This is a genomic window from Planktothrix mougeotii LEGE 06226 (assembly GCF_015207485.1).
In the GTDB taxonomy this organism is placed as follows: Bacteria; Cyanobacteriota; Cyanobacteriia; order Cyanobacteriales; family Microcoleaceae; genus Planktothrix.
Map to the genome: position 1 here is coordinate 19,728 of NZ_JADEWU010000003.1, position 22,282 is coordinate 42,009.

At 39.9% G+C, this 22,282-nt stretch carries 14 protein-coding genes and 1 pseudogene; 6 read left to right on the forward strand and 9 right to left on the reverse strand.

The features are described 5' to 3' along the window. Positions 1-8 precede the first annotated feature (8 nt). The 3 genes from IQ236_RS02055 to IQ236_RS02065 all read left to right on the forward strand — a co-directional run bounded on the left by IQ236_RS02055 (position 9) and on the right by IQ236_RS02065 (position 8,416). Complete coding sequence (locus tag IQ236_RS02055; protein ID WP_193867741.1) at positions 9-1,691, forward strand: mechanosensitive ion channel family protein; 1,683 nt, start codon at positions 9-11, stop codon at positions 1,689-1,691. A 232-nt stretch (positions 1,692-1,923) separates the two neighbouring features. Continuing rightward, positions 1,924-3,834, forward strand: coding sequence for an N-acetylmuramoyl-L-alanine amidase (locus IQ236_RS02060; protein WP_193867857.1), 1,911 nt, complete (start codon positions 1,924-1,926; stop codon positions 3,832-3,834). A gap of 232 nt (positions 3,835-4,066) precedes the next feature. Continuing rightward, a complete protein-coding gene (locus IQ236_RS02065; RefSeq protein WP_193867742.1) occupies positions 4,067-8,416 on the forward strand; it encodes a transporter substrate-binding protein in 4,350 nt (1,449 codons plus the stop codon). Between the two features lie 17 nt (positions 8,417-8,433). Here IQ236_RS02065 and IQ236_RS02070 read toward each other — a convergent pair whose 3' ends face one another. Beyond that, a complete protein-coding gene (locus IQ236_RS02070; protein WP_193867743.1) occupies positions 8,434-9,432 on the reverse strand; it encodes a hypothetical protein in 999 nt (332 codons plus the stop codon). 228 nt (positions 9,433-9,660) lie between these two features. Between IQ236_RS02070 and IQ236_RS02075 the strand changes: the two genes are divergently transcribed. Then, positions 9,661-10,368: a fasciclin domain-containing protein gene (locus tag IQ236_RS02075; RefSeq protein WP_193867744.1), complete on the forward strand. Its 708-nt coding sequence runs from the start codon at positions 9,661-9,663 to the stop codon at positions 10,366-10,368. A gap of 128 nt (positions 10,369-10,496) precedes the next feature. Here the strand turns inward: IQ236_RS02075 and IQ236_RS02080 are convergent, their stop codons facing one another. The 5 genes and pseudogenes from IQ236_RS02080 to IQ236_RS02100 all read right to left on the reverse strand — a co-directional run bounded on the left by IQ236_RS02080 (position 10,497) and on the right by IQ236_RS02100 (position 15,948). Further along, positions 10,497-11,417, reverse strand: coding sequence for an NAD-dependent epimerase/dehydratase family protein (locus IQ236_RS02080; RefSeq protein ID WP_193867745.1), 921 nt, complete (start codon positions 11,415-11,417; stop codon positions 10,497-10,499). A 70-nt stretch (positions 11,418-11,487) separates the two neighbouring features. Beyond that, positions 11,488-12,507 carry a glycosyltransferase family 2 protein gene (locus IQ236_RS02085; RefSeq protein ID WP_193867746.1) on the reverse strand — a complete coding sequence of 340 codons (1,020 nt, stop codon included), beginning with the start codon at positions 12,505-12,507 and terminating at the stop codon, positions 11,488-11,490. 39 nt (positions 12,508-12,546) lie between these two features. Then, the gene (locus IQ236_RS02090; RefSeq protein WP_193867747.1) at positions 12,547-13,689 is read right to left on the reverse strand and encodes a polysaccharide deacetylase family protein; all 1,143 of its coding nucleotides are present in this window, start codon (positions 13,687-13,689) and stop codon (positions 12,547-12,549) included. Between the two features lie 304 nt (positions 13,690-13,993). Next, a pseudogene (clpP, locus tag IQ236_RS02095) lies at positions 13,994-14,599 on the reverse strand (ATP-dependent Clp endopeptidase proteolytic subunit ClpP); the annotation flags it as partial. 233 nt (positions 14,600-14,832) lie between these two features. After that, positions 14,833-15,948, reverse strand: a complete 1,116-nt coding sequence (locus tag IQ236_RS02100) for an acyltransferase family protein (RefSeq protein WP_193867749.1) — start codon at positions 15,946-15,948, stop codon at positions 14,833-14,835. Between the two features lie 861 nt (positions 15,949-16,809). On the opposite strand from IQ236_RS02100, the gene IQ236_RS02105 reads away from it, so the two are divergent. Further along, positions 16,810-17,373 (forward strand): hypothetical protein, encoded by a 564-nt coding sequence (locus IQ236_RS02105; protein ID WP_190520767.1) that lies wholly within the window; start codon positions 16,810-16,812, stop codon positions 17,371-17,373. Here the strand turns inward: IQ236_RS02105 and hypF are convergent. Continuing rightward, positions 17,321-19,768 carry a carbamoyltransferase HypF gene (gene hypF, locus IQ236_RS02110; RefSeq protein ID WP_193867750.1) on the reverse strand — a complete coding sequence of 816 codons (2,448 nt, stop codon included), beginning with the start codon at positions 19,766-19,768 and terminating at the stop codon, positions 17,321-17,323. The genes IQ236_RS02105 and hypF overlap by 53 nt on opposite strands. A gap of 134 nt (positions 19,769-19,902) precedes the next feature. Here hypF and IQ236_RS02115 point away from each other — a divergent pair, with 134 nt between their 5' ends. After that, positions 19,903-21,240 carry a pentapeptide repeat-containing protein gene (locus IQ236_RS02115; protein ID WP_193867751.1) on the forward strand — a complete coding sequence of 446 codons (1,338 nt, stop codon included), beginning with the start codon at positions 19,903-19,905 and terminating at the stop codon, positions 21,238-21,240. 8 nt (positions 21,241-21,248) lie between these two features. On the opposite strand, the gene IQ236_RS02120 is transcribed toward IQ236_RS02115, so the two are convergent. After that, complete coding sequence (locus IQ236_RS02120) at positions 21,249-21,431, reverse strand: SMR family transporter (RefSeq protein ID WP_193867752.1); 183 nt, start codon at positions 21,429-21,431, stop codon at positions 21,249-21,251. 55 nt (positions 21,432-21,486) lie between these two features. Continuing rightward, on the reverse strand, positions 21,487-22,266 hold the full coding sequence (locus tag IQ236_RS02125) for a dioxygenase family protein (RefSeq protein WP_193867753.1): 780 nt from the start codon (positions 22,264-22,266) through the stop codon (positions 21,487-21,489). Positions 22,267-22,282: the final 16 nt, after the last annotated feature.

A 22,282-nucleotide genomic window follows, 5' to 3' on the forward strand; every position in this document is an offset into this window, starting at 1 on the left:
TTGTTAAAATGCGTTTTTTTAAGTCTAAATATCCAGGAATTTTTTTGATCAGTTTAATGCTGATTACCTTGAGTTTAATCACGATACCGAAAGCTTGGGGACAAGTCCCAAATGCTAATTCTTTGAACAATTTTCTCGCCCCTGGGGATGATTCCGCTTTCGTACAAGGTACTGTCAGATTAGATGGTCAAGAATTGTTTCAAATTAGTGCCCCTCGTGTCAGTAATGATGACAATGGAAATCCTGCGATTAATCGGCGGATTAGAAAAATAGAAAATCGACTTTTATTTATTGTTAATAGTCAGTTTGACTGGAATAGTTTACAGGTTTTTTATCAAATTAAAAATAATTTACCTGTAATTTATGCGTCTTGGAAAGGTCGAGAAAGACCCTATGAACTGATGACTGTTACGTCATTAGATGCTGAAATTGATGGCGTTGATCCTGAAAGCCATGCTATGGAATTAATTCCGATTATTAAGGAAGGAATTTTACAAGCTAAATCAGAACGTCAGCCTGACTTTTTAAAGCAAAAATTTGCAATTGCTTTTTCTCTACTCTGGGGAATTTCAATGGCAATAGCTTTAATTTCCTATCGACAAAAACAATTAAAGAAAAAATGGGAAATTCTCTCAGAAAATATTCCATCCCATCCCTTAAATCATGATAAACCCAAACCGATTACTGATGTTAATTCTGAGCAATCAAATCAAGAATTTATTGAGATTAAAAAGCAAATTAATTGGAATACATTTCAACGTCAGGTTTTAGAAATATTAAAAATTATCATCGTTTACACGGCTTTTTTTATTATTTTAGGTTTGTTTCCTCAAACTCGCTATTATCAATTAATTTTAAGAGCCATTAATATTTTATTAATGATCACAATTTTTATCTATCTTTCTAATCGCTTAACTCTTCTGTTTATTGATCGATTTATGATCGCCTTAGAAGATTCGTCTTTTTTTAGTGTTAATCCTAATGTTTATCGTCGTAGCTCTTTACGAGCTTACACCTTAGCTCAAACTTTAAAAAGTATTGCTATTGTGGTTTGGTTGATCATTTGGATGATTACGATTTTGGCGGTTTTAAAAGTCAATTCTGCTAGTATTTTAGCCGCAGGGGGGTTAATCAGTTTAGCTTTATCAATTATGTTCAATGATTTAATTAAAGATATTATTGCCGGGGTCTTTATTCTGATTGATGATCAATTTGCAGTGGGAGATGTGATTACCATTGGTCAACTCTCCGGTAAAGTTGAGAATATGAATTTACGCATTACTCAACTGCGAAATACAAACGGGAATTTAATTACTGTCCCCAACCGAATTATTACCAGCGTTGAAAATCTTTCTAATGGTTGGTCACAGATCGATTTAACCTTAAGAGTGGATTATCATACCGATGTTGATCACGCGATTCAAGTGATTAATGAAGTCGCTCAAACCTTAAAGCAAGACCCGGACTGGAGTTTTTATATTTTAGAACCCCCAACGGTTTTAGGAGTCGATGAACTCAATCATACCGGAATGGGAATTCGGATTTTTATTAAAACTCAACCTCTACAACAATGGCCGGTAGCACGAGAATATCGACGGCGTTTAAAAATTGCCTTTGATCAACATCAGATTTCCATTGGGATTCCCCAACAAAATATTCAATTGACAAATTCTCACCGAATTAATCAATAACTGGATGTAAATAAAACTTGCGATCGCTAAACTATGATATGATTCACTCGCTTTGTTGATTCTGTCCCAGTGGGACAAATCAACGTTTTTCAGACGGTGTGTGAGGATTCGAGCTTCCGACTGTTCGCCAACAACTGACGACAGCGAAGACAATCCCGATTTGGTGTGGCTGTGGGAGTGTAAAACCTTGACCCAGGTTCAATTATTAATTCAGGTTCTTAGCGTGTCACGAATGGGAAAAACTCTATTTTTGCGTTGGTTACTACCCAGTTTAACGAGCTTTTTTATCCTGACCTCTCCCGCCCAAGCCGCGAGACTACAATCTTGGCAATTTGAAACGGCTCAAAACCGCTTGACCTTTACCACCGATAGCGGGGTACAACCCAAAGCTCAACTGTTGTCCAACCCCACCCGCTTAGTGATTGATTTACCCGGAACCAGCTTAGGCGGCGTTACCCGTCAGCAGGTGATTGGGGGTGCAATTCGGGAAATTCGAGTCGGTCAGGTGGATAATCAAACGGCTCGGATTGTTGTGGAATTAGCCAATGGTTACACCCTCGATCCTCAACAGGTACAGTTTCGCGGCATTTCCTCTAGTCAGTGGAGCGTACAACTGCCCTCGCCTCAGCCTATGGGTACACCCACACCCAACCCTGTAGCACAGCCGAATCCTGTGGCGACAACCCCTCGCCCTCTGCCTCCGCAGCCTCCAACGCCCCAACAGACGGTTAATCGTTCAATTCCCAATCAAGCGAATACCACCTTAGCTCAGGTCGAAATTCGCGATAATGGCATTGTGCTGCACACCACAGGCAAAATGCCAGAGATTGAATTTAAACAAAGTCAAGATCGCAGTTGGATGACCTTAGATATCCTGGGTGCAACCTTGGCGAGTCGGTCAACCAGTGCGGGAAAACAGGTGAATCGAGATGGGGTGACGATTACGCAAGTTACCCAACTGTCTAGCAGCCCTCCGGTGGTTCGAGTCACCATGAGTACCCCGAAACGGAATCAAAATTGGCAAGCCAGAGCGTCCGCCGGAGGGGTGGCGGTTTGGCCCCAAGGGGGGACACCTCCAGCCGTTCAACTTTCGGCGGGGTTTGCGACGATTAAATCCGTTGAAATCCGTAACCAACAACTTCTGATCCAAGGGGATCAACCCCTGAACTATAGTAGTGGCTGGGATGCAGAAACTCAGTCCTATAGTATTACGTTTTTTTCTGCCGCTTTAGCGGAGGGAGTTTCCCTACCCCAACGACAGGTTGGGAGTCCGATTATTTGGACAAGGGTGCGTCGGGAAGACCCGGAAACCTTTACGTTATTAATTAAACCCGCAACCCGGATTGAAGTGGGTCAAATTAGTCAAAGTAGTCCGAAACAACTGGCTTTACCTTTTGTCGGAGAAGGGTTAGGGGTTCCTCCGGCTGGACGTACCCCCGTTGCGACGGTTCCAACTCCTAATCCTAGACCTCTTCCCCCCAGAACGAATACTAATCCCTTACCGTTTCCCCCTCGTTCTAATCCTCCCCAAACGAATCCGAATCCGTTTCCGTTTCCGCCACGTTCAGCAACTCCACCGTCTAACCTTCCCCTTCCCAATAGTCGAGTAGTCGTGATTATTGACCCTGGACATGGAGGTAGTGATGCGGGGGCGGTGGGTGTGAGCGGACTGCGAGAAAAAGATGTTGTTTTCTCGATTTCTCAACAGGTGGCTCAGATTCTGCAACAAAATGGGGTACAGGCGGTGATGACTCGTTTGGATGATCGCACCGTTGAGTTAGAACCCCGTGTGGATATGGCAAATCGCATGAATGCGACCTTGTTTGTCAGTATTCACGCCAATGCAGCCACCAATGCGGCTGCCAGTGGGATTGAAACCTATTATTACAGCAGTGGGTCTCGTCTAGCTCAATATATTCAAAATAGTATTATGAGCAGTTTTTCACAATTGCCCAATCGAGGAGTTAAACAAGCGCGTTTTTATGTATTGCGAAATACCTCGATGCCTTCGGTATTAGTGGAAACGGGGTTTGTGACAAATAATTATGATGCCTATATGTTAGGTGATCCGGCTCAACGCAGTCGTATGGCTCAAGCGATCGCCCAGGGGATTCTCCAATATTTACGCGATAATCGATATTAGACGCTTGAGGGCTAACCGTTGATAGCTTACGGTTGACGGTTAACCACCAACGTCATCAGAATTTGCTGCTAAGATCATTAAATTATCGGATTAGAAATTTCAGCTAATCCCAGTTTAGACTGTTGTGATAGGACAGTCTATCGATAGGTGAGGTATTCAGGGTAATGGAATTTGAGGGTGCGGCTATCTTACCCGAAATTGAAAGTTTAGTTCTACCAGCCGTTAATCAACTATGCCAGGTGTACGAGTCGGGTTACTGCATTCTCTCAGTGGAGCAATGGCTTATCGGGAAAGGCCTCTGCTAGAAGCAGAATTAATGGCGATCGCCGAAATTAATGCTCAAGGTGGGGTTTTAGGACACATGATTGAGCCCATGATTGAGGATGGAGCCTCAGACTGTTTCACGTTTGAGCGAAAAGCAAAAAAACTGATTCAACAGGAGAATCTGACCACCTTATTTGGGTGTTGGACTTCAGCCAGCCGTCATGGCGTTAAACCAGTGCTGGAAAATTTTAATGCTCAATTGTGGTATCCAGCGCCTTATGAAGGATTGGAAAATTGTACCCAAATTTTCTATACCGGATTTTGTGCCAATCAACAAGTTGAATCTACGATTAGTTGGTTACGGCGAAATCAAAAAATTCGGTGTTATTTATTGGGTTGGGATCAGGTGTTTTCCCATACCCTAAATAAATTGATGAAAGTTCACCTGAAACATCACGGGGGACAGGTTGTAGGAGAAGCTTATGTTCCTTCTTCGACGCGGGATTTTGAACCGATTATTACCCGCATTCGGCAGGCACAGCCGGATATTATTATTAATACCTTAAGAGGCGATCGCAATTTAGTATTTTATCGCCAATTTTATGAAAGTGGGCTTCGCGCTTCTGAGCTTCCCATTTTAGCAACTTCTTTATCGGAAGATGAAGTTCAACAACTTCACAATGCGGCGATTGGTCATTTAAGTTGTTTTCATTATTTTCAAAGTCTCAATACCCCAGAAAATCATCAATTTGTCCAATCCTTTAAACACCGTTATGGAGAAGATCGGGTTACCAATGACCCTATGGCAACGGCTTATAGTCAACTTTATCTATGGAAACAATCTGTTGAATTAGCAGAGTCCTTTGATGTGGAACGCATTCGCATTGCCTCTTACGGACAGCGTTTCCTCGCTCCGGGTGGCTTGGTTCGTTTAGAAACCAATCATCATGTTGCTAAAGTTTGCCGAATTGGTCAAGTTTTACCGAATCAGCAATTTGAGGTTTTATACACCAGTGAACAACCGATTAAACCTTTACCTTGGTTAGGATTTAATGAAGCCAATTTTAATGCCTCTGATATTGTTTTTGAATTATTAGCTGAAGTCAGCCAAGGCATTGAACGCGCCGAACAATTAGAGCAAAAATCTATAGAATTAGAAGCTACAAAAGCTCAACTTCAACAGGAAATTGAAATCAGAAAACAGTTTGAATTCGCATTACAAAGAGCGAATGAAGAGTTAGAAGAAAAAGTAGAAGAGCGCACGGCAGCCTTAAGAGAAGCGAATGATAATTTAGTACAAGAGATTGTGCAACATCAACAAGCAGAAAGTGCGCTCCGCATAGCTAGAGATCAACTGCAAACGGTCTTAGATGCAGTTCCAGGTAACGTTTCTTGGATTAATTCTGATCTCCGTTATATGGAAGTAAATGACCGATTAGCTAATATGCTCAATCTCCCCAAAGAGGATTTTATCGGTCAACATATTGGCTTTTTAGGAACCAGTTCCGAATTCCAAGGCTTTGTACAAGATTTATTTGATAGTCCTGAAATTGATGCGTATCGAGAAGTGAGAACCCTAATTCAGGGTCAATGGCGACATTATTTAATGGTGGCTCAAAAATATAATAATAATCAAGCGGCTTTTGTGGTCGGAATCGATATTACGGCTCGAAAACAAGCTGAAGAATCCTTGAAAACTGCCAAAGATCAATTGCAAACGGTGCTAGAAGCCGTTCCCGGTACGGTTTCTTGGATTAGTTCAGATCTGTCTTATATCGAAGTGAATCAACGGTTAGCGGAGATGTTTAACCTACCGAGGGAAGCTTTTGTAGGTCAACATATTGGGTTTTTAGGCGGTAGTTCCGAATTCCAAAACTTTGTACAAGATTTATTTAATAGTCCTGAAATTGATGCTTACCGAGAAGTTAGAACGAAAGTTCAAAAAAAATGGCGGCATTATTTAATTGTAGCTCAAAAATATAATAATAATCAAGCAGCTTTTGTGGTTGGAATTGATATTACGGCTCGAAAACAAGCTGAAGAATCCTTGAAAACTGCCAAAGATCAATTGCAAACGGTATTAGAAGCCGTTCCTGGAAGTGTTTCTTGGATTAGTTCAGACTTGCGTTATCTCGAAGTGAATCAACGGTTGGCGGATATGTTCAACTTGCCTAAAGAACATTTTATTGGTCAATATATTGGGTTTTTAGGAGACAATTCTGAGTTTACTCAATTTGTCCAACATTTATTTGATAGTTCGATTATTGATGCCTTTCAAGAGCTATCTGTTTCTATTAATGAACAGGTACGACATTATTTAATTGTAGCTCAAAAATATAATAATAATCAAGCGGCTTTTGTGGTTGGAATTGATATTACGGCGCGTAAAAATGCAGAAGAAGCCTTACGATTAACTCAAGATCAATTAGAAGCGGTATTAGATGTAATTCCGGGGACAGTTTCTTGGATTAGTTCGGATTTACGTTATTTAGGTGTTAATCGTTATTTAGCCTCAACCTTTGACTTAAAACCCGAAGATTTTGTCGGCCAAGATATTGGATTTTTAAAAGCTAGTTTTCAGTTTAATAGTTTCGTTCAAGGCTTTTTTAATCAGTCTGAAAGAGATGCTTATCAGGAAGTAATGTCTGTGATTAAAGGCAAACCTCGAAACTATTTAATCGTGGCTCATAAATATAATAATAATCAAGCGGCTTTCTTTGTAGGAATTGATATTACTGAACGCAAACAAGCAGAAGAAGCTTTAAAACAAGCAGAAGCCAACTATCGCAGCATTTTTGAGAACGCCGTTGAGGGCATTTTCCAAAGTACACCGACAGGAGTATATTTAAGTGCAAATCCGGCTTTAGCTCGAATTTATGGCTATCAATCTCCTGAAGAATTAATTGAAAATTTAACGAATATTAAAGATCGATTGTATGTTGAACCCCAACGTCGTCAAGAGTTTGTTCGACTCTTAGAAGAACAGGGGTCAATTGTAGGATTTGAATCCCAAATTCGTCGCTTAGATGGACAGTTGACTTGGATTTCAGAAAATGCGTTTGCGGTGCGAGATGAAGCGGGTAGTTTACTTTATTATGAAGGAACCGTTGAAGATATTAATGAGCGAAAACAAGCTGAAGTTGCCCTGCAAAAGGCAATGGAGGAGTTAGAAAGCCGTGTTGAAGAACGGACTGCTGCTTTACGGGAAGCCAACCATCAATTAGTTCGAGAAATAGCCGAAAGAACCCGGATTGAAGTCGCTTTACGAGAATCAGAAGCAGAATTAAGAGCCTTATTTGCAGCGATGACCGATGTAATTACGGTTTTTGATGGAGAAGGACGATATAAAAAGATTGTGAACACCAATTCGGAAGTTTTATATAGTCCTACGGAGGAACGTCTGGGAAAAAGTGTATTTGAAGTTTTTCCTCCGAGTCATGCCGCTTTATTTTATGACCAAATTCAAAGAGTATTAGAAACAAAGCAAACTTTAAATATTGAATATAGTTTAAATTCTGCCGAAACTGAACCTGGACATCATGCACCCAATTCCTCTGATTTTATTGGGGGAGATGAAGTCTGGTTTGCTGCAACTGTTTCTCCCATGCCTGATAACTGTGTGATTTGGGTCGCTCGAAATACAACAGAACGACGTAGGGTTTTAGAAGCCTTAAAAGCAGAACAGGAAAAATCAGAACGGTTATTATTGAATATTCTACCGCAATCGATTGCAGAACAACTCAAACAAAATCCCCATTCTATTGCTGAACGCTTTGAACAAGCTACGATTATGTTTGCTGATATTGTCGATTTTACCGGATTTTCCGCCCGTATTTCTCCGTCGGAATTAGTCGATTTACTGAATCAAATTTTCTCGGCGTTTGATGAATTAGCCGACAAACACAATTTAGAAAAAATTAAAACCATTGGAGATTCTTATATGGTCGCTGGAGGTTTACCCATGCCTCGCCATGACCATGCAGAAGCAATGGCAGAAATGGCGTTAGATATGCAGGCAGAAATTCTACGATTTCAACGAGAAACGAACCAATCTTTTAATTTAAGAATTGGCATTAATACCGGGCCGGTTGTTGCAGGTGTTATTGGCACGAAAAAATTTATTTATGATTTATGGGGAGATGCCGTTAATATTGCTTCCCGTATGGAATCTCAAGGGGAAGGGGGGAAAATCCAAGTCACGGCTACCACCAAAAACCTGCTCAATGGAAAATACAACTTTGAAGAACGGGGTTTAATTGACGTTAAGGGTCGGGGACAAATGCTCACCTATTGGTTGACCCAACGCCAATTTTTCTAACAAAATAAATGTTAAAATTATCCCCCAATTTCTTCAAGTGTTTTGAGACAAGAATCTGCCATTTTAGCAAATCTGGCAAGCGGAAATTTTTCGAGGTGCATTCCTCGGTAACTTAAAGCCGCTAGAAGATGACAACGAGCATCTGTGAACTCACCATTTAAGATTTGACAATGAGCATTAACCTGTTTACGCAGTTGCCTTTGTCCTAATTTTAAAGATTGGGCTAGTCGAATCAAATCATAAATCCCATATCCTTTGATTAAACCACCCGGCCAATCAATGATCACAAAACGATCTTGCCAGGGTCGATTTCCAATGTTGTTGACAGAGGAAGGAGCAATCAGAACGTTACCTTTCCAAAGATCACTGTGCATTAATACATGATAAGGAGACCAAGTTCCTTTGGCAAGACGTTCGAGAGTATCGTATGCTCCAGCACGAACAGGATCAGTGATGCCGTCTAATTCTACCAAGTGTTTAAGCGGAATCAGAAAGTTTTGCTGGATTTCATCGGAGTCTGCTTTTGTTGCTGTGGCTTCAGCAATACAAGTTAACCAGTGGAACACCGAGGGACGCAACAAAAAACGTTGAGAATACCACAAAAGCCGTGAATTACTCAGAGGTTGACAATAGGGAAGGGCAGCGTAACTGAGTCCACCCCATTCCCCCTCACATAAAGGCTGAAGAATGTGATCTCCTAAGCCTGAACCCAATCTTTGTTTAGCAAGACGTGAAGATTCTACTCCTCGCGCTACTATCTTTGGAGATGCAGGGGAAGAACACACAGCAACAGCGATCTTGCGACCGCTTTGATCTTTAATGATAAATTTTGTCGTCTCATCCTCTATGCCTTTAGGCTGACCAAATGTGGATATCTCTCCGATGCTGGTGTTACCGCCTAATGCCTCAGTCAAAGATTCTTGCAGAACTTGGGTGAAGTTTAAAATTCCATTCTCTGATATAGGATATTTATAGCGATGATAGGGATAAGGAGCTAAGTCAGATTGTTTCATCATCTTTCTTCCTCCGGCAAGGTTAAGATATCGTTAATTACCGATTAATCATATCTTAACCTAAAAATAACCTGGCTTTTATCTCTTAATGGTCTTTCAGGGGTTGAGGCGGTTTGGAGACTGAATTTTGCAACAGGACTTGAAATTTTGTGAAGATATGTTACTATGCCTAGAATTACATAAGCAGTTTGTGTACCTGTTTACAAACAAAACGCCTAAATTATGAATAGCATGGCTCAAACAACCCAAAAATTTCTGACTTTATTAGCAACCGTCAGCAGTGTCGCTGTCCTTACAGCCTGTGGTCAGCCTACTGCCACCAACACCACCCCGGAACAACCGGCGACCGAACAAGCAGCAGGGACTCCTGAGTCTACAACCTCTACAACAACAGCCACCACTGCTTCCCCCTCTCCGGGTGCTGATACCACAGCCAGTACAGCGACCACCACTCCTGCTGTTGCTTCCGAAAATACTGGAACAGATGCCGCTTTAGTTTCCAACGAGTCAGAAACCGTTGTCCAAATTGCCAGCAGCAACCCCTCTTTTAGTACCTTCACTAAAGCCGTTGAAGCGGCTGGGTTAACTGAAACCCTATCTGGTGCAGGGAATTACACCGTTTTTGCCCCTACCGATGAAGCGTTTGCAGCCTTACCTGCGGGAACTTTAGAAGAGTTAATGAAGCCAGAAAATAAAGAAAAATTGGCTCAAATTCTCCAGTATCATATTCTGCCCACTAAAGTCGCTTCGGCTGAAATTCAACCCGGCGAAGTCGCTACGGTTGAAGGAGATCCGGTTAATTTAGAAGTGGCTGAAGGCAAAGTTAAAGTGAATGGTGCTGAAGTTGTTCAACCAGATATTAATGCCAGCAATGGTGTTATTCATGTGATTAAGGTTGTTATTCTTCCTCCTGATGCTCCCGCTCCTAACGCTCAATAGAATTTAAGGAGTTCTCAAATTCAAAATTAATCGATTTTGAGAGGATTTAAAAGCCCGGTTTCTTACAAGTTACCGGGTTTTTTCGCTGAGAGCAGGGAACAGTCTACACTATTATCAATCTGAACAAATTAATTAACATTAAAGCTGTTAAAAAGTTTTTGCAATCCTTCTTGAATGCTGGTTTCTGCTTGAATATTAAAATACTGATTGGCTGCTGTGGGATCGCCAATAGAGTGACGGATATCTCCTTCGCGAAGAGGTTGATATTCAATGGGTACGGTTTGATTAGCCACTAGCATAGCAGTACGAGCGAGTTCATTGATAGAGATGCCTTTTCCGGTACAGACATTAAAAACAGGTGCGGCAGTCGTTGTACGATCTAGAGCAGCAATTAAATAACGAACAACATCCTCAACAAATATAAAATCTCGGGTTTGTTCTCCATCTCCAAATATGTTGATGGGGTTGCCAGCAGTAATCCGATCACAAAAAATAGAAATGACCCCAGAATAAGGGGAACTCGGATCTTGTCGAGGGCCATAAACGTTGAAAAATCGAAGGCCACAAGTTGGGATACCGTGAATATGGCCAGCTACAGCAGCGTGCAATTCGCATCCCAGCTTGTCTGCTCCATAAGCTGTTAAAGGTTTTTTGGGAAAAGACTCTTGAATTTTTGTTGGATCTGTGGTTCCGTATACAGCAGCAGACGAAGCATAAACGATAGGAATCTGAGTTTGGCGGCAACTATTAAAAATGTTAATGGCTCCTGTGAGATTAACTTCATGAGTACCAAGCCAATCTTGATTTGACAGTTGAGTGGAAGCGATCGCTGCTAGATGAAAGCAAGCATCTACATCTTGCATTACTGAATTGACAGTATCAGCATTCGTGATACTTCCTACAGTCAGTTGAGCATCAGGGTTTAAATTCTCCATCTTACCTGTTGAAAGGTCATCTAAGACTTTAACCTGATGTCCATTTTTAATGAGTGCATCAATTAGATTCGAGCCGATGAAACCACATCCACCTGTTACCACAATTCTGCTCATATTTACTTGACATTTGTTCAATATGGACTTTTGATTTAACCTGGATTTCAAGATCCGTTGCTGATCTGAGTTAGCAAAAGGGTTTAATGATTTGCCAATAAATTCCAAAAAAACCATTATAAATTTGTTTTAAAAGAGTGTATAAACTTCCTTTAACTAAGGTTTCAGGAATATAAAGCTCTCCACTTCTAAGCCATTCACGATCAGATTTTATTTTTAATTTTTGGAAAGCTTTCCGTTTTTCTAAAAGCATAGGGAGATTTTGAAAAACAGCTACATTCCCTCGAATATAATCTTTAAAATTGCCTTTTACGATTAAGAGTAAAGCTTGAGAAAACTCAAAAATAATCAGCATCGGGAGAGCTAAAATGATAGTTCTCCAATTATAAAGTTTAATGATAAAATACCAACGATTCCGCACCATATAAAAGGCTTTAGATGTACCTCTGGGTTTACTTTTATGATGAACAATAGCTTGAGGAACATTTAAACATAAATAACCAGCTAAGGTTAATCGAGCCGAAAAATCGCCATCTTCCCAGTTAAAAAAGTAATCGGAATCAAACCCGCCAATTTTTAACGCCGTTTCCCGTTTAACCAATAAAGCCCCCGCAGAAATTACATCAAAAATTTCATATTCTTCTCGTTCTTGATCGGGTATAGATCGATCAATGTATGCACATAAATAATGAATCCATCCCCCATTATAATGATGAAATAAAGGATTCTGACTATCTAAAATATCAGGATGACAAGCTCCTGCATTGGGTACTTTCTCCATCACCTGCATCAAATAAGTTAGAGCGTCAGATTCTACCACAATATCATTATCTAAAAACAAAATATATTCGTTTTGACAGATTTCTAAAAGAGCTTGACGAGCGCCCGGTAATCCTCGGTTAGACTCTAAACACAGACATTTCACTTCGGGATGATGTTCCTGTATCCATTCTCGACTTCCATCTGTAGAACAATTATCTGCAACAATCACTTCAAAATTGGGATAGTTTAATTGTTGCAGTGCAGACAAGGTTTCAGGAACACAAACCATGCCATTATAGTTAACAATTCCAATGGTTACGGGTTTCATATTTTTTTCCTCTGTTAAATGAATGTAAACTCTGGTGAATTAATACAAATCTATGGTTTTTGCTCGACGGTTGAGCTTGTCTTTAAAAATTTTCCAAAGCGGTTTTCTACCTGCTCCGGGTAAACGCATGAGATAATCATCTTTGATTCGAGGTGTATACAAGGGTGAGTCGCCTTTCCGGTTGGTAGACCGTTGAGGGATCGAATCCCAAAAATTACTGATATAACCCACTTCTTGACTTAATTTTACTGAAAGTTCGCTCCCTTGTCCCCAAGGATAACAGAGGTGTTCAATGGGTTTATTTAAACGTTCGGATAGGTGGTTTTTAGCTTGCCCTAAATCGATTAGAATTTGTTCTTTTTGCTCCTGTTCAGATTCATAGTTTGCGAGTTGATTCTGTTCTTGAGCTTCCTGATACACCCTTTGCAGTTGTTGTCTCCAATCGGAACGCTTAAAGACTTCTACTCCTCCTTGAGCCTTGACCCAATTGATGCAAGCTTCTCGAATTTCGGGGGGATCAAAATAGCGTCGCTTTCCTTTTAAACGAGCCGCATTTTCATAAATGGGAGTGCCTAAAGGCAACTGATTTGTATAAGAACCTTGATCATTAATCCAAGGGGTTTGCATTCCTAAGCTATTGGGATAATCGGGATTGAAAAAATCAATAACTTTAGGTTCAGTAAAGATTTTTCCATGATAATAGCTGTGAGATTCAAATTCAAAAACACCACTTTTTTCCATTTCTATAACTTCGGGCCATGAAAGCCAGCCTTTCCCTTGAGCAGGTTCAGGTTTTTCTTTAATATAAAAGGGAACTAAAAAACCTACGGCATGAAATCCATAGTCTTTGAGTAAAGGATAGGCAACTTCATACCAACTTTTCTCTCCATCATCAACCGTGATTAAGACTGACGGTTGCTTTAGTTCAACTTCTTCTTTCAAAAAAGCGATAAATGTTTTTAAATCTAGGGTTTGATATTGATTGATTTTTAGATATTCTAATTGCTGTTTAAATAGATTAGGATAAATTGTGTGAAACATAAAAACAGGAACTTCATCCTGCAACCTTTCTAATTGATTGTTAGTAATAAAATCAGGATATTGATGGGAAACAAAACGCCCAATTTCAATGGGTACTTCTTGAAATCCTTTTTTGATTTTTTGGGTTACTTGATTTAGCATAAGGTTAGGCTAATGGATGTTTCAAGTTAATGGGATTGGAAACTCATCCTGGGCTAATCTAGCAACAGTCTGGTTCTTGTTGAGAATGAAGAAATAAATTTTTAACCCACTAAATTTTTATAATCTAAACCTTCTCTATTAAGGCGTCAATGATAAAAACCCTAAAAAGACCCTGAACTTAAAAAAAATTAACAATTGCTCAGAACAGTTAAAAAACAAATTTCGGAGTTTTTTTTATATCAACCCTCCGCTCACCTAAAGGGTGTAGCGGGGGGGGGTTAAACCGACACGTTATCAAGAATAACTAACTCACAACCGGATTTGATGCAGAAGGACGACGGTTAATGACCTGATCAATTAAACCGTATTGCATGGCTTCTTCTGCTGACATAAAGAAATCTCGTTCTGTATCTTCTTCAATGCGGGATAAGGGTTGACCTGTGTGATCCGCTAAATGTTGATTTAGGCGTTTTTTCAGATACAAAATTTCTCTAGCCTGAATTTCAATATCCGTCGCCTGTCCTTGGGCGCCTCCTAAGGGTTGGTGAATCATAATTCGAGAATGGGGAAGACTCATCCGTTTACCCTTAGCCCCCGCACTCAACAAAAACGCTCCCATACTGGCGGCTAACCCAATACAAATGGTACAAACATCGGGACGGATGTGGTTCATGGTGTCAAAAATACCTAAACCAGCCGACACCGAACCCCCTGGGGAGTTGATGTAGAGATAAATATCTTTCTCTGGATCATCGGCATCGAGGAACAACATCTGCGCCACAATTAAGTTAGCCAGGTCTGCTGTCACCTGTTGTCCCAGGAAGATAATGCGATCGCGTAATAGCCGAGAATAGATATCAAAGGCTCTTTCGCCACGACCTGATTGTTCAATAACGGTTGGAATCATAGGACTGTGCTGCTCATAGTCATTCTATTGTCATTGTAGCGATTTTAGGACTGGCGTAGAAACCGGGTTTCTGGCCGCTGATTTTGCTGCTCAAATCCAGATTTTTCGTTGAGAAACCGGGTTTCTGGCCGCTGATTTTGCTGCTCAAATCTCGATTTTTCGTTGAGAAACCCGGTTTCTGGCCCAGATTTTGCTGCTCAAATCCCGATTTTTCGTTTGGGTTGGATGTCGAGGGTTTAAACTTTCACAAACCATTGCTGACGATACATGAAATAGGAAATGACCCACCAAAATAAAAGGGTTGCGATCGCAAAGGCCAGAGAACCATTCATCGGGCCAAAAATCGATTGAAATACGGTTTCATACAACCAAGTTTTAGCGCTGGGAGCTTCGGGGGAATTTCCTATTTTAATTAAATTCAGAAGTCTAGCGACAAAACCAGAAGCGACAAAGATAAAAAGGGCATTTAACCCCATAACTTTAAACGGAAATCCCCATTTTGTCCAGCCTCGAACTTCTAGGGTTTCATAACAAAATGCTAACAGCAACAATGACCATCCGACGGTAACGGTGGTAAAAGAACTTGTCCACAGAGATTTATTTAAGGGAAAAATTTCCGCCCACAAATATCCGACAACAAAACAACTAATTGCAAATACAATTAAACTGATACTGGTGTAGGTTCTAATCGGTTGTTTTCTAATCCAATTTCCGGTTAAATAACCCGCTAGAACGGTAACAACAGCCGGAAAGGTACTAAATAATCCTTCAGGATCATAAACTCCCCCTTTCCATAAATGGTTTTGACCTAATAGTATTCGATCAATATAAGCAGCAAAATTTCCCTCCGGTGTTAGATTTCCTGCACCATAACCGGGAACTGGAATATATTGCAGGGCTATCCAATATCCAACTAAAATTGCAGCACTTAATATCCATAATCCTTTTTTTGATAGATTAAAAATAGCGATCGCCGCTAAAAAATAGGCAACACTAATGCGTTGTAAAACCCCCATAATCCGAATTTGGGTGAGGTTATAAGTTGGAAATCCATTCAGGAGTAATCCTAATAAAAATAAAATGCCACATCGTTTAGCAATTCGCCAATAAATCGATTCAGGAACGGTCGTTTCTGGAGAACGATACTCTTTTGTATACTTCAAGAGGGAAAAAGCCATTGCTACCCCAACAATAAATAGAAAGAAAGGAAATACTAAGTCTGTGGGGGTACAACCATTCCATTCTGCATGATTGAGCAGGGGATAGACAAAATCCCAACTACCGGGGTTATTGACCAATATCATACTGGCGATCGCAATTCCCCGAAATACATCCAAAGCCTGTAGGCGCATAAGTCATCCTAAAACGTGCCTGGTATTATAGCCCGGTGTGGGGATTAAAAGATTTTAAATAATATTAATAATAATATTAATAAATAATATTAACTTAAATCAAAGAGGATTGAAATTTTGAAGACTGAGTGAATAGTTGAAAAAGATCAAAAAGGAGGTTAATTGTGATTGACGGAAGACTTGTTAGGGAAAATCCGGATCAATTATTCCTCGATCCTAGATGTTAACTTCAGACAAAAATTGTCACAAAGCGTAAACTAAGATGAAAAGGATGTTGACCCGGTAGGCTATGATTAGACATAGTAAGAGTCTATTGAGGAAAATAAAAATGCACCTGATGGCAAGATACCCAGATCGATCAACTTCCTGATGGCTTTCCTGTGAACCCCTGATGGGTTAGTTGGACAAACATGGACACTACGGACAAGTCACGTCTGAGTTAAATGATCGATCAAGGTGTGCGAGTCTATGTTGATTATGGCAGGCAGATTTTAACGATTTCAAGAGGTCTTTTGCAATCACCCACTTTTTCTGAAAGTTACTTAAATTTATGACAAATTTAGGCATAGCTTAAAGTTTTGGGTTAAGCTGCTTGTAGATTGATCATTAGGCGTGTTAATTAAGACTTTCTGGAGTCAATAAAGCGGTGTTAGTTATTTCGGTGTTTCCGTTCGACTTGACACCCTAACCAGATTAAGCTTGAATGTCCTCAAGTCCATACCGTTTGTCTACAACTACATCCGTGGGTCTGAGGATGTTTGTAGCCCATGAGTCACGGAGAATGGGGCTTACAGATTAGACATCATCAAGGATTGCATGAGTTGAGTTGAAACTGTATTTCTAGTAACGGTCGGTGGACAAATGCAAACGGAAACCAAAAGGCAACGAGCATCAACAAATACGATTGTTCGACGACAGGCGACACCGAAAGAACGAGAACTGATTCACCTGTTAGCAAATTTGGGGTGTTCTCAAGCTAAATATGGTTTGAAACACGCCACGAGCAAAGGGGTAATTAGTCCAGAAGAACGGTTAAGATTAGCGGAATGGCATTATCTTCGCTTACAACAAATTCGTCGAGTTGAACGTAGTTTAGATCCCGTTGCCACCCTCAAGCGTGTCTATTTCAAAAGTAAATTAAGCCCTCGCAATTTAGAATCTTTGAAATTGTTATGGGTTGAAGACGGAAAAAGTCGAGTCAAACGGGTTGATCCTGAACTGGATGATTTGCTGTGTGAGTCTTTAGATAAAGGGGATACCCTCAAGCAAATTTTTCGGATCATTGAAGTTAAAGAACGACAATTTGCGCGAACACCTGAACCGGGGAAAATTCCCCTTTGGGTGCAAGAATGGGAAGATTCCAATTATGAAATTAACTTTTTTCCGCCTTCTTTCCCAGATTGGGCACAGATTGTTGATGATTAATTAAAAAGGCAGCTTGTCCTAGTGCTAATCCTCCATCATTTGGAGGAATTTTTTGTGACCAATACACCTGAAATTGTTCTTGACAAAGGCGTTTAATCATGCGTTCAATTAAGTATTGATTCTGAAAACATCCTCCACTTAAGGTTATTGTTTTTTCGCCTAATTTTCTGGCTATTTCTAAAACCGCCTCAACTAAAGTATTATGAAATTTAGCTGAAATTAAATTAAGGGGTTTTTGGTTAATTTTATCCTGTAATATGGCTTTAATTGTAGCTTCCCAATTAAAATAATTTAGATTTTCTCCCTTTTCTAAAGCTTGGGGAAGATCACACCATTCAAAGGGATAATATTCATCGGTTTCTAAATTATCAATGGCAAATTCTAACGCCATTGCCGCTTGTCCTTCAAAACTTACTATTTCAGCAATTCCTAATAAACCAGCCACCCCATCAAAGAGTCTGCCTACACTCGATGTTAAAGGTGTATTTAATTTACGGTTAAGCATAGTTTGTATAATTTTCAACTCTTGAGTGGTGAAAGATTGCGTCAACTCTAAATTCATCTCGTGATTAAATATATTATTTCCGAATAATTCATATAATAATCCTAACGCAATTCTTCGAGGTTCATAAACAGCTTTATCTCCACCGGGAAGGGGAAAGGGACGAAAAGAAGCAATGCGTTGAATTTGGGTTTCTGTGATCTGAAAAAATTCTCCCCCCCAAATCGTTCCATCCAGTCCATATCCGGTTCCATCCCAAGCTATTCCTAAGAGGGGAAATTGTAAATGATGTTCAGCAATAACGGAAAAAATATGAGCGAGATGATGTTGGACGCGAATCAAAGGAATGGGGTGATTTTGTTGGGATAAAGCTTCTGCAAATTGCGTTGAATAATAATCAGGATGAGCATCACAAACAATGATATTCGGTTGAAAATCATAAATATTACTGAGACTATTAATCACTTCTTGAAATGCGTCTAAAGCTTGGGGGTTTTCTAAATCTCCAATATGTTGACTTAAGAAGGCTTTTTGATTAAATGCTATAGCAATTGTATTTTTTAAATGTCCCCCCACCGCTAAAATTTTTTGGGGAGTTTCTATTGACAAATCAGAAAGCTGTGCTAAACTAAAGTTAGTTTGATAAAATGGGGATCTGTCTGCGCCTATAGACTCTTCTGGAATCGGAACAGGTAAAGGCGCGTAACCTCTGGCGCGACGCAACACCATTTCTTCACCTGCAATCACCCGAACCACAGAATCATCAATGGGTCTAACAATCGGGCGGTTATGAACTAAGAAGAAATCGGCGATTTGATTTAACCGAGTGACCGCTTCTGCTTCATCAATACAAATCGGTTCACTGGCAAAATTGCCACTGGTTGCCACAATCGGAAAATTTAATTCTGCTAATAATAAATGATGTAAGGGTGTGTAAGGTAACATCACCCCTAAATAGGGATTTCCTGGGGAAATTACCCCTGCTAATGGAGAAATTCGACGTAACAAAACAATTGGAGAAGCGGGAGAATATAATAATTTTGCTTCTAATTCAGAAACCAAACAATCCTGTTTAACTTGTTCTAAATTCGGATACATCACCGCCAAGGGTTTAGCTGGGCGACGTTTACGAGTGCGTAAATTCTGTACAGCCGTTGCATTTCTAGCATCGACGATTAAAAGAAATCCACCTAACCCTTTTAATGCTAAAATTTGACCTGAACGAATGATATCGGCTGCTTGTTTTAAAGCGTCCTGAAAACTAGCAATTTTATTTCCTATTTTATCCCATAATTCTAATTGTGGCCCACAAACCGGACAAGCATTGGGTTGAGCATGAAACCGACGATTTAAAGGGTTATTATATTCATTTTGACAATCACAACACAGGGTAAACGTTGACATTGTGGTGTGATTTCGATCATAAGGTAACCCTTGAATAATCGAATAACGTGGCCCACAATTGGTACAATTTGTAAACGGGTATTGATAACGGCGATTTTCAGGATCAAAAATTTCTTGTAAACAGTCAGAACAAGTTGATAAATCGGGTAATACAATTGCTGACTTTTGAGTGTGGGTTGTAGAGTCAGAAACGTGAATTTCAAATTGAGAATAACCTACTGTTGGTAACCCAATTGAGTCTAAACTTAAAATTTCAGACTGAGGCGGTTTTTCCTGTTGAAGACGGCGTTGAAACTGTTCTAAATTCTCCCGTAAACCTTCCACTTCAATACAAACCCCTTGAACGGAATTATTTACCCATCCCGTTAAGTTTAACTGAGTTGCGAGGCGATAAATAAACGGACGAAAGCCAACGCCTTGCACTGTTCCTTGAATCTTGAGTTGCAAGCGATAGTGTTGAGAATTGAGATCAGAAGAAGGTTGTGACATAGATCAGACTTAGAACAATTTTATTATAGCGATATTGTTAAGCGATCGCAAAAATACTATAGTTTAGGAGAAGCACTCAAAATTTATCTGAGTTTGTACATAGACCACCCTCCTCATCGGTAGAAAATCGTGGTATGAAAGGTAAAACAGGATTATCAGTGAGCAAACCCGAAAGGTTAGAATCATTAGAACAAATGCTAGAACCCAACTCGAAAGAACGCTTTGACTCGAAAAACGCCTTACCTGGTTTAAAATCATCGGATTTAGGAACAGAATCAGAATCTTTAACTCCTAAACCGAGGAAAGCCGTTATTAATATTATATTGGCAGTTGTGGCGGTTTTAAGTACAGTCATAGCCATTTGGGTTTGGGTCGAAAATAGCCGATTAAGTCAACGTTTGAAAACAGAAACGTCTAATTTAACTCCATCATCGGCAAAAAAACAACCCAAAAATCCCCAAGAAACTCTATTAGCAACAAAGAAATGTCCTGAATGTAATTTGAGTCGAGCTAATTTAAAAAAAGCCTCTTTGAGAGAAGCGTATTTATGGAAAGCAAATTTAGAAAATGCCGATTTGAATGATGCTAATTTAGAGTTAGCTGATTTACGGGGTGCAACCTTAGCGGGAGCCGATTTACGAGATAGTCAACTAGCAAGTGCTAACTTAGGATATGCTAATTTAATGGGAGCAAAACTGAATAATGCTGATTTTCAACAAGCTAATTTATGGCAAGCGAATTTAAAAAATGCGAACCTCAATAATGCTACATTCAGACAAGCTGATTTACGCAAAGCTAATTTAGAAGGTGCTATTTTAGAATCTGCTAATTTCTTAATGGCTAATTTAACTTCAGCCAATTTAAAACAAGCTCAATTAAAAAATGCGAATCTTAATGGTGCTATTTTAGAAGACGCTAATTTAAACAAAGCTAACTTGCAAAATGCAGTTTTAACGGAGGCGAATTTAACTCAAGCGAATTTAGGGAATGGGATTTTAAATCAAGCTAATTTACAAGATGCTAATTTATCTGAAGCGGTGTTATGGTTAGCTCAATTAGAAAAGGTTAATTTAGAAAATGCTAATTTAGAGAAAGCGAAATTAGGTTATGCTAAACTGAATCAAGCGAACTTAAATAATGCTCAATTAATTGATGCAGTATTAGAAGGAGCAAGTTTAGAAGATGCGGAATTAAAAAAAGCGAATTTAAAAGGTGCTAAATTAGAACGAGCTAATTTATTAGGAGCCTATTTAGAACGAGCTAATTTACAAGAAGCAAATTTAGAAGGAGCCGATTTACGAGGTGCAAATTTAAGTAAAGCTAACTTAAAAAATGCTTATTTAAAAGGGGCAAATTTACGGGGTGCAAACTTAAAAGGAGCCGATTTAGAAGGAGCAAATTTACGAGATACTCAGTTAAAAGGAGCAACTATGCCGAATGGTAAAATTTATGTTAATGAAGAAGAAGAGTAAAAAAAATATTAGTTTAATTGGGAGGAAGTGGCTTTTAAACCAATTAAAGCAAGGACTAATAAACTTTTTAACACCCCAAACCCAATAAAAGTGACAATTGCATAGGGTTTTGTGAGTCCTTCTGAAAGTTTCAAAAAACTAGAAAATCCTAATTCAAATAATCCGGCTAAAATTAAGTAAATCCAACCCATTTTTTTGAGAACAATACAGATAAAATTAATACTCCTTCTGTTGCGTTACTGTCTTCTAACTAAAGGCGTAAGCTGCCATACTGAAAGCACCATAGGTGTAGCTACGGTGTAGTTGTATTCCCTTCGCCTTTACTCCGCCAGCACCTAACGCCACAAACAAAGGCAGAAAATGCTCCTCTGTTGGGTGGTTTTCAGGAGCATAAGGTGCCAGTTGCCGATACCGAATTAGAGCGTCCCAGTGCCCCTCCTCAATGGTCTTTGCTACCCATTGATCAAACTGTTCCACCCAATAGGGAGGCGGTGCATTATAATCTTGATCAAAAGCATTAAGATTGTGGGTGATGCCACCACTCCCGATAATCAGCACTCCCTCCTGTCGTAAGGGTTCTAGTGCCTGTCCCAATTTACAATGATAGAGGGGATCACGGTAGTATTGAATGGATAGCTGGGTAACGGGGATGTCCGCGGCTGGATAGGCTAAAAGCAAGGGTGTCCAAGCTCCATGATCTAATCCTCGTTCTGGATGAGTCTCGCAGGGAATATCCGCCTGGGTGAGCAAGCTAACGATACGAGAAGCAAGTTCAGGTGCACCGGGGGCGGGATAGTTTAGGTGATAAAGCTGTTCGGGAAACCCAGAAAAGTCATAGATTGTTCTGGGATTTTGGGCTGTACTGACCCTAGGTAAATCGGTAAGCCAGTGGGCAGAGATGACTAGAATGGCTTTTGGTTTAAAAAAGTGTTGATCAAGAGAGCGCAGGAAGTGGGTGACTTCCCCCTCTCGAATGGTTAAATCCGGTGCTCCGTGAGATAAGAAAATAGCAGGTAGGGTATTCATCGGTTAATACAAATGG

Excerpts from the sequence above, each read along its gene's own strand:
- IQ236_RS02115 (WP_193867751.1), top strand. The coding sequence starts at position 19,903 with ATGAAAGGTAAAACAGGATTATCAGTGAGCAAACCCGAAAGGTTAGAA.
- IQ236_RS02090 (WP_193867747.1), bottom strand. The coding sequence starts at position 13,689 with ATGCTAAATCAAGTAACCCAAAAAATCAAAAAAGGATTTCAAGAAGTA.
- hypF (WP_193867750.1), bottom strand. The coding sequence starts at position 19,768 with ATGTCACAACCTTCTTCTGATCTCAATTCTCAACACTATCGCTTGCAA.
- IQ236_RS02120 (WP_193867752.1), bottom strand. The coding sequence starts at position 21,431 with ATGGGTTGGATTTACTTAATTTTAGCCGGATTATTTGAATTAGGATTT.
- IQ236_RS02055 (WP_193867741.1), top strand. The coding sequence starts at position 9 with ATGCGTTTTTTTAAGTCTAAATATCCAGGAATTTTTTTGATCAGTTTA.
- IQ236_RS02060 (WP_193867857.1), top strand. The coding sequence starts at position 1,924 with ATGGGAAAAACTCTATTTTTGCGTTGGTTACTACCCAGTTTAACGAGC.
- IQ236_RS02065 (WP_193867742.1), top strand. The coding sequence starts at position 4,067 with ATGCCAGGTGTACGAGTCGGGTTACTGCATTCTCTCAGTGGAGCAATG.
- IQ236_RS02080 (WP_193867745.1), bottom strand. The coding sequence starts at position 11,417 with ATGAGCAGAATTGTGGTAACAGGTGGATGTGGTTTCATCGGCTCGAAT.
- IQ236_RS02105 (WP_190520767.1), top strand. The coding sequence starts at position 16,810 with ATGCAAACGGAAACCAAAAGGCAACGAGCATCAACAAATACGATTGTT.
- IQ236_RS02075 (WP_193867744.1), top strand. The coding sequence starts at position 9,661 with ATGGCTCAAACAACCCAAAAATTTCTGACTTTATTAGCAACCGTCAGC.
- IQ236_RS02125 (WP_193867753.1), bottom strand. The coding sequence starts at position 22,266 with ATGAATACCCTACCTGCTATTTTCTTATCTCACGGAGCACCGGATTTA.
- IQ236_RS02070 (WP_193867743.1), bottom strand. The coding sequence starts at position 9,432 with ATGATGAAACAATCTGACTTAGCTCCTTATCCCTATCATCGCTATAAA.
- IQ236_RS02100 (WP_193867749.1), bottom strand. The coding sequence starts at position 15,948 with ATGCGCCTACAGGCTTTGGATGTATTTCGGGGAATTGCGATCGCCAGT.
- IQ236_RS02085 (WP_193867746.1), bottom strand. The coding sequence starts at position 12,507 with ATGAAACCCGTAACCATTGGAATTGTTAACTATAATGGCATGGTTTGT.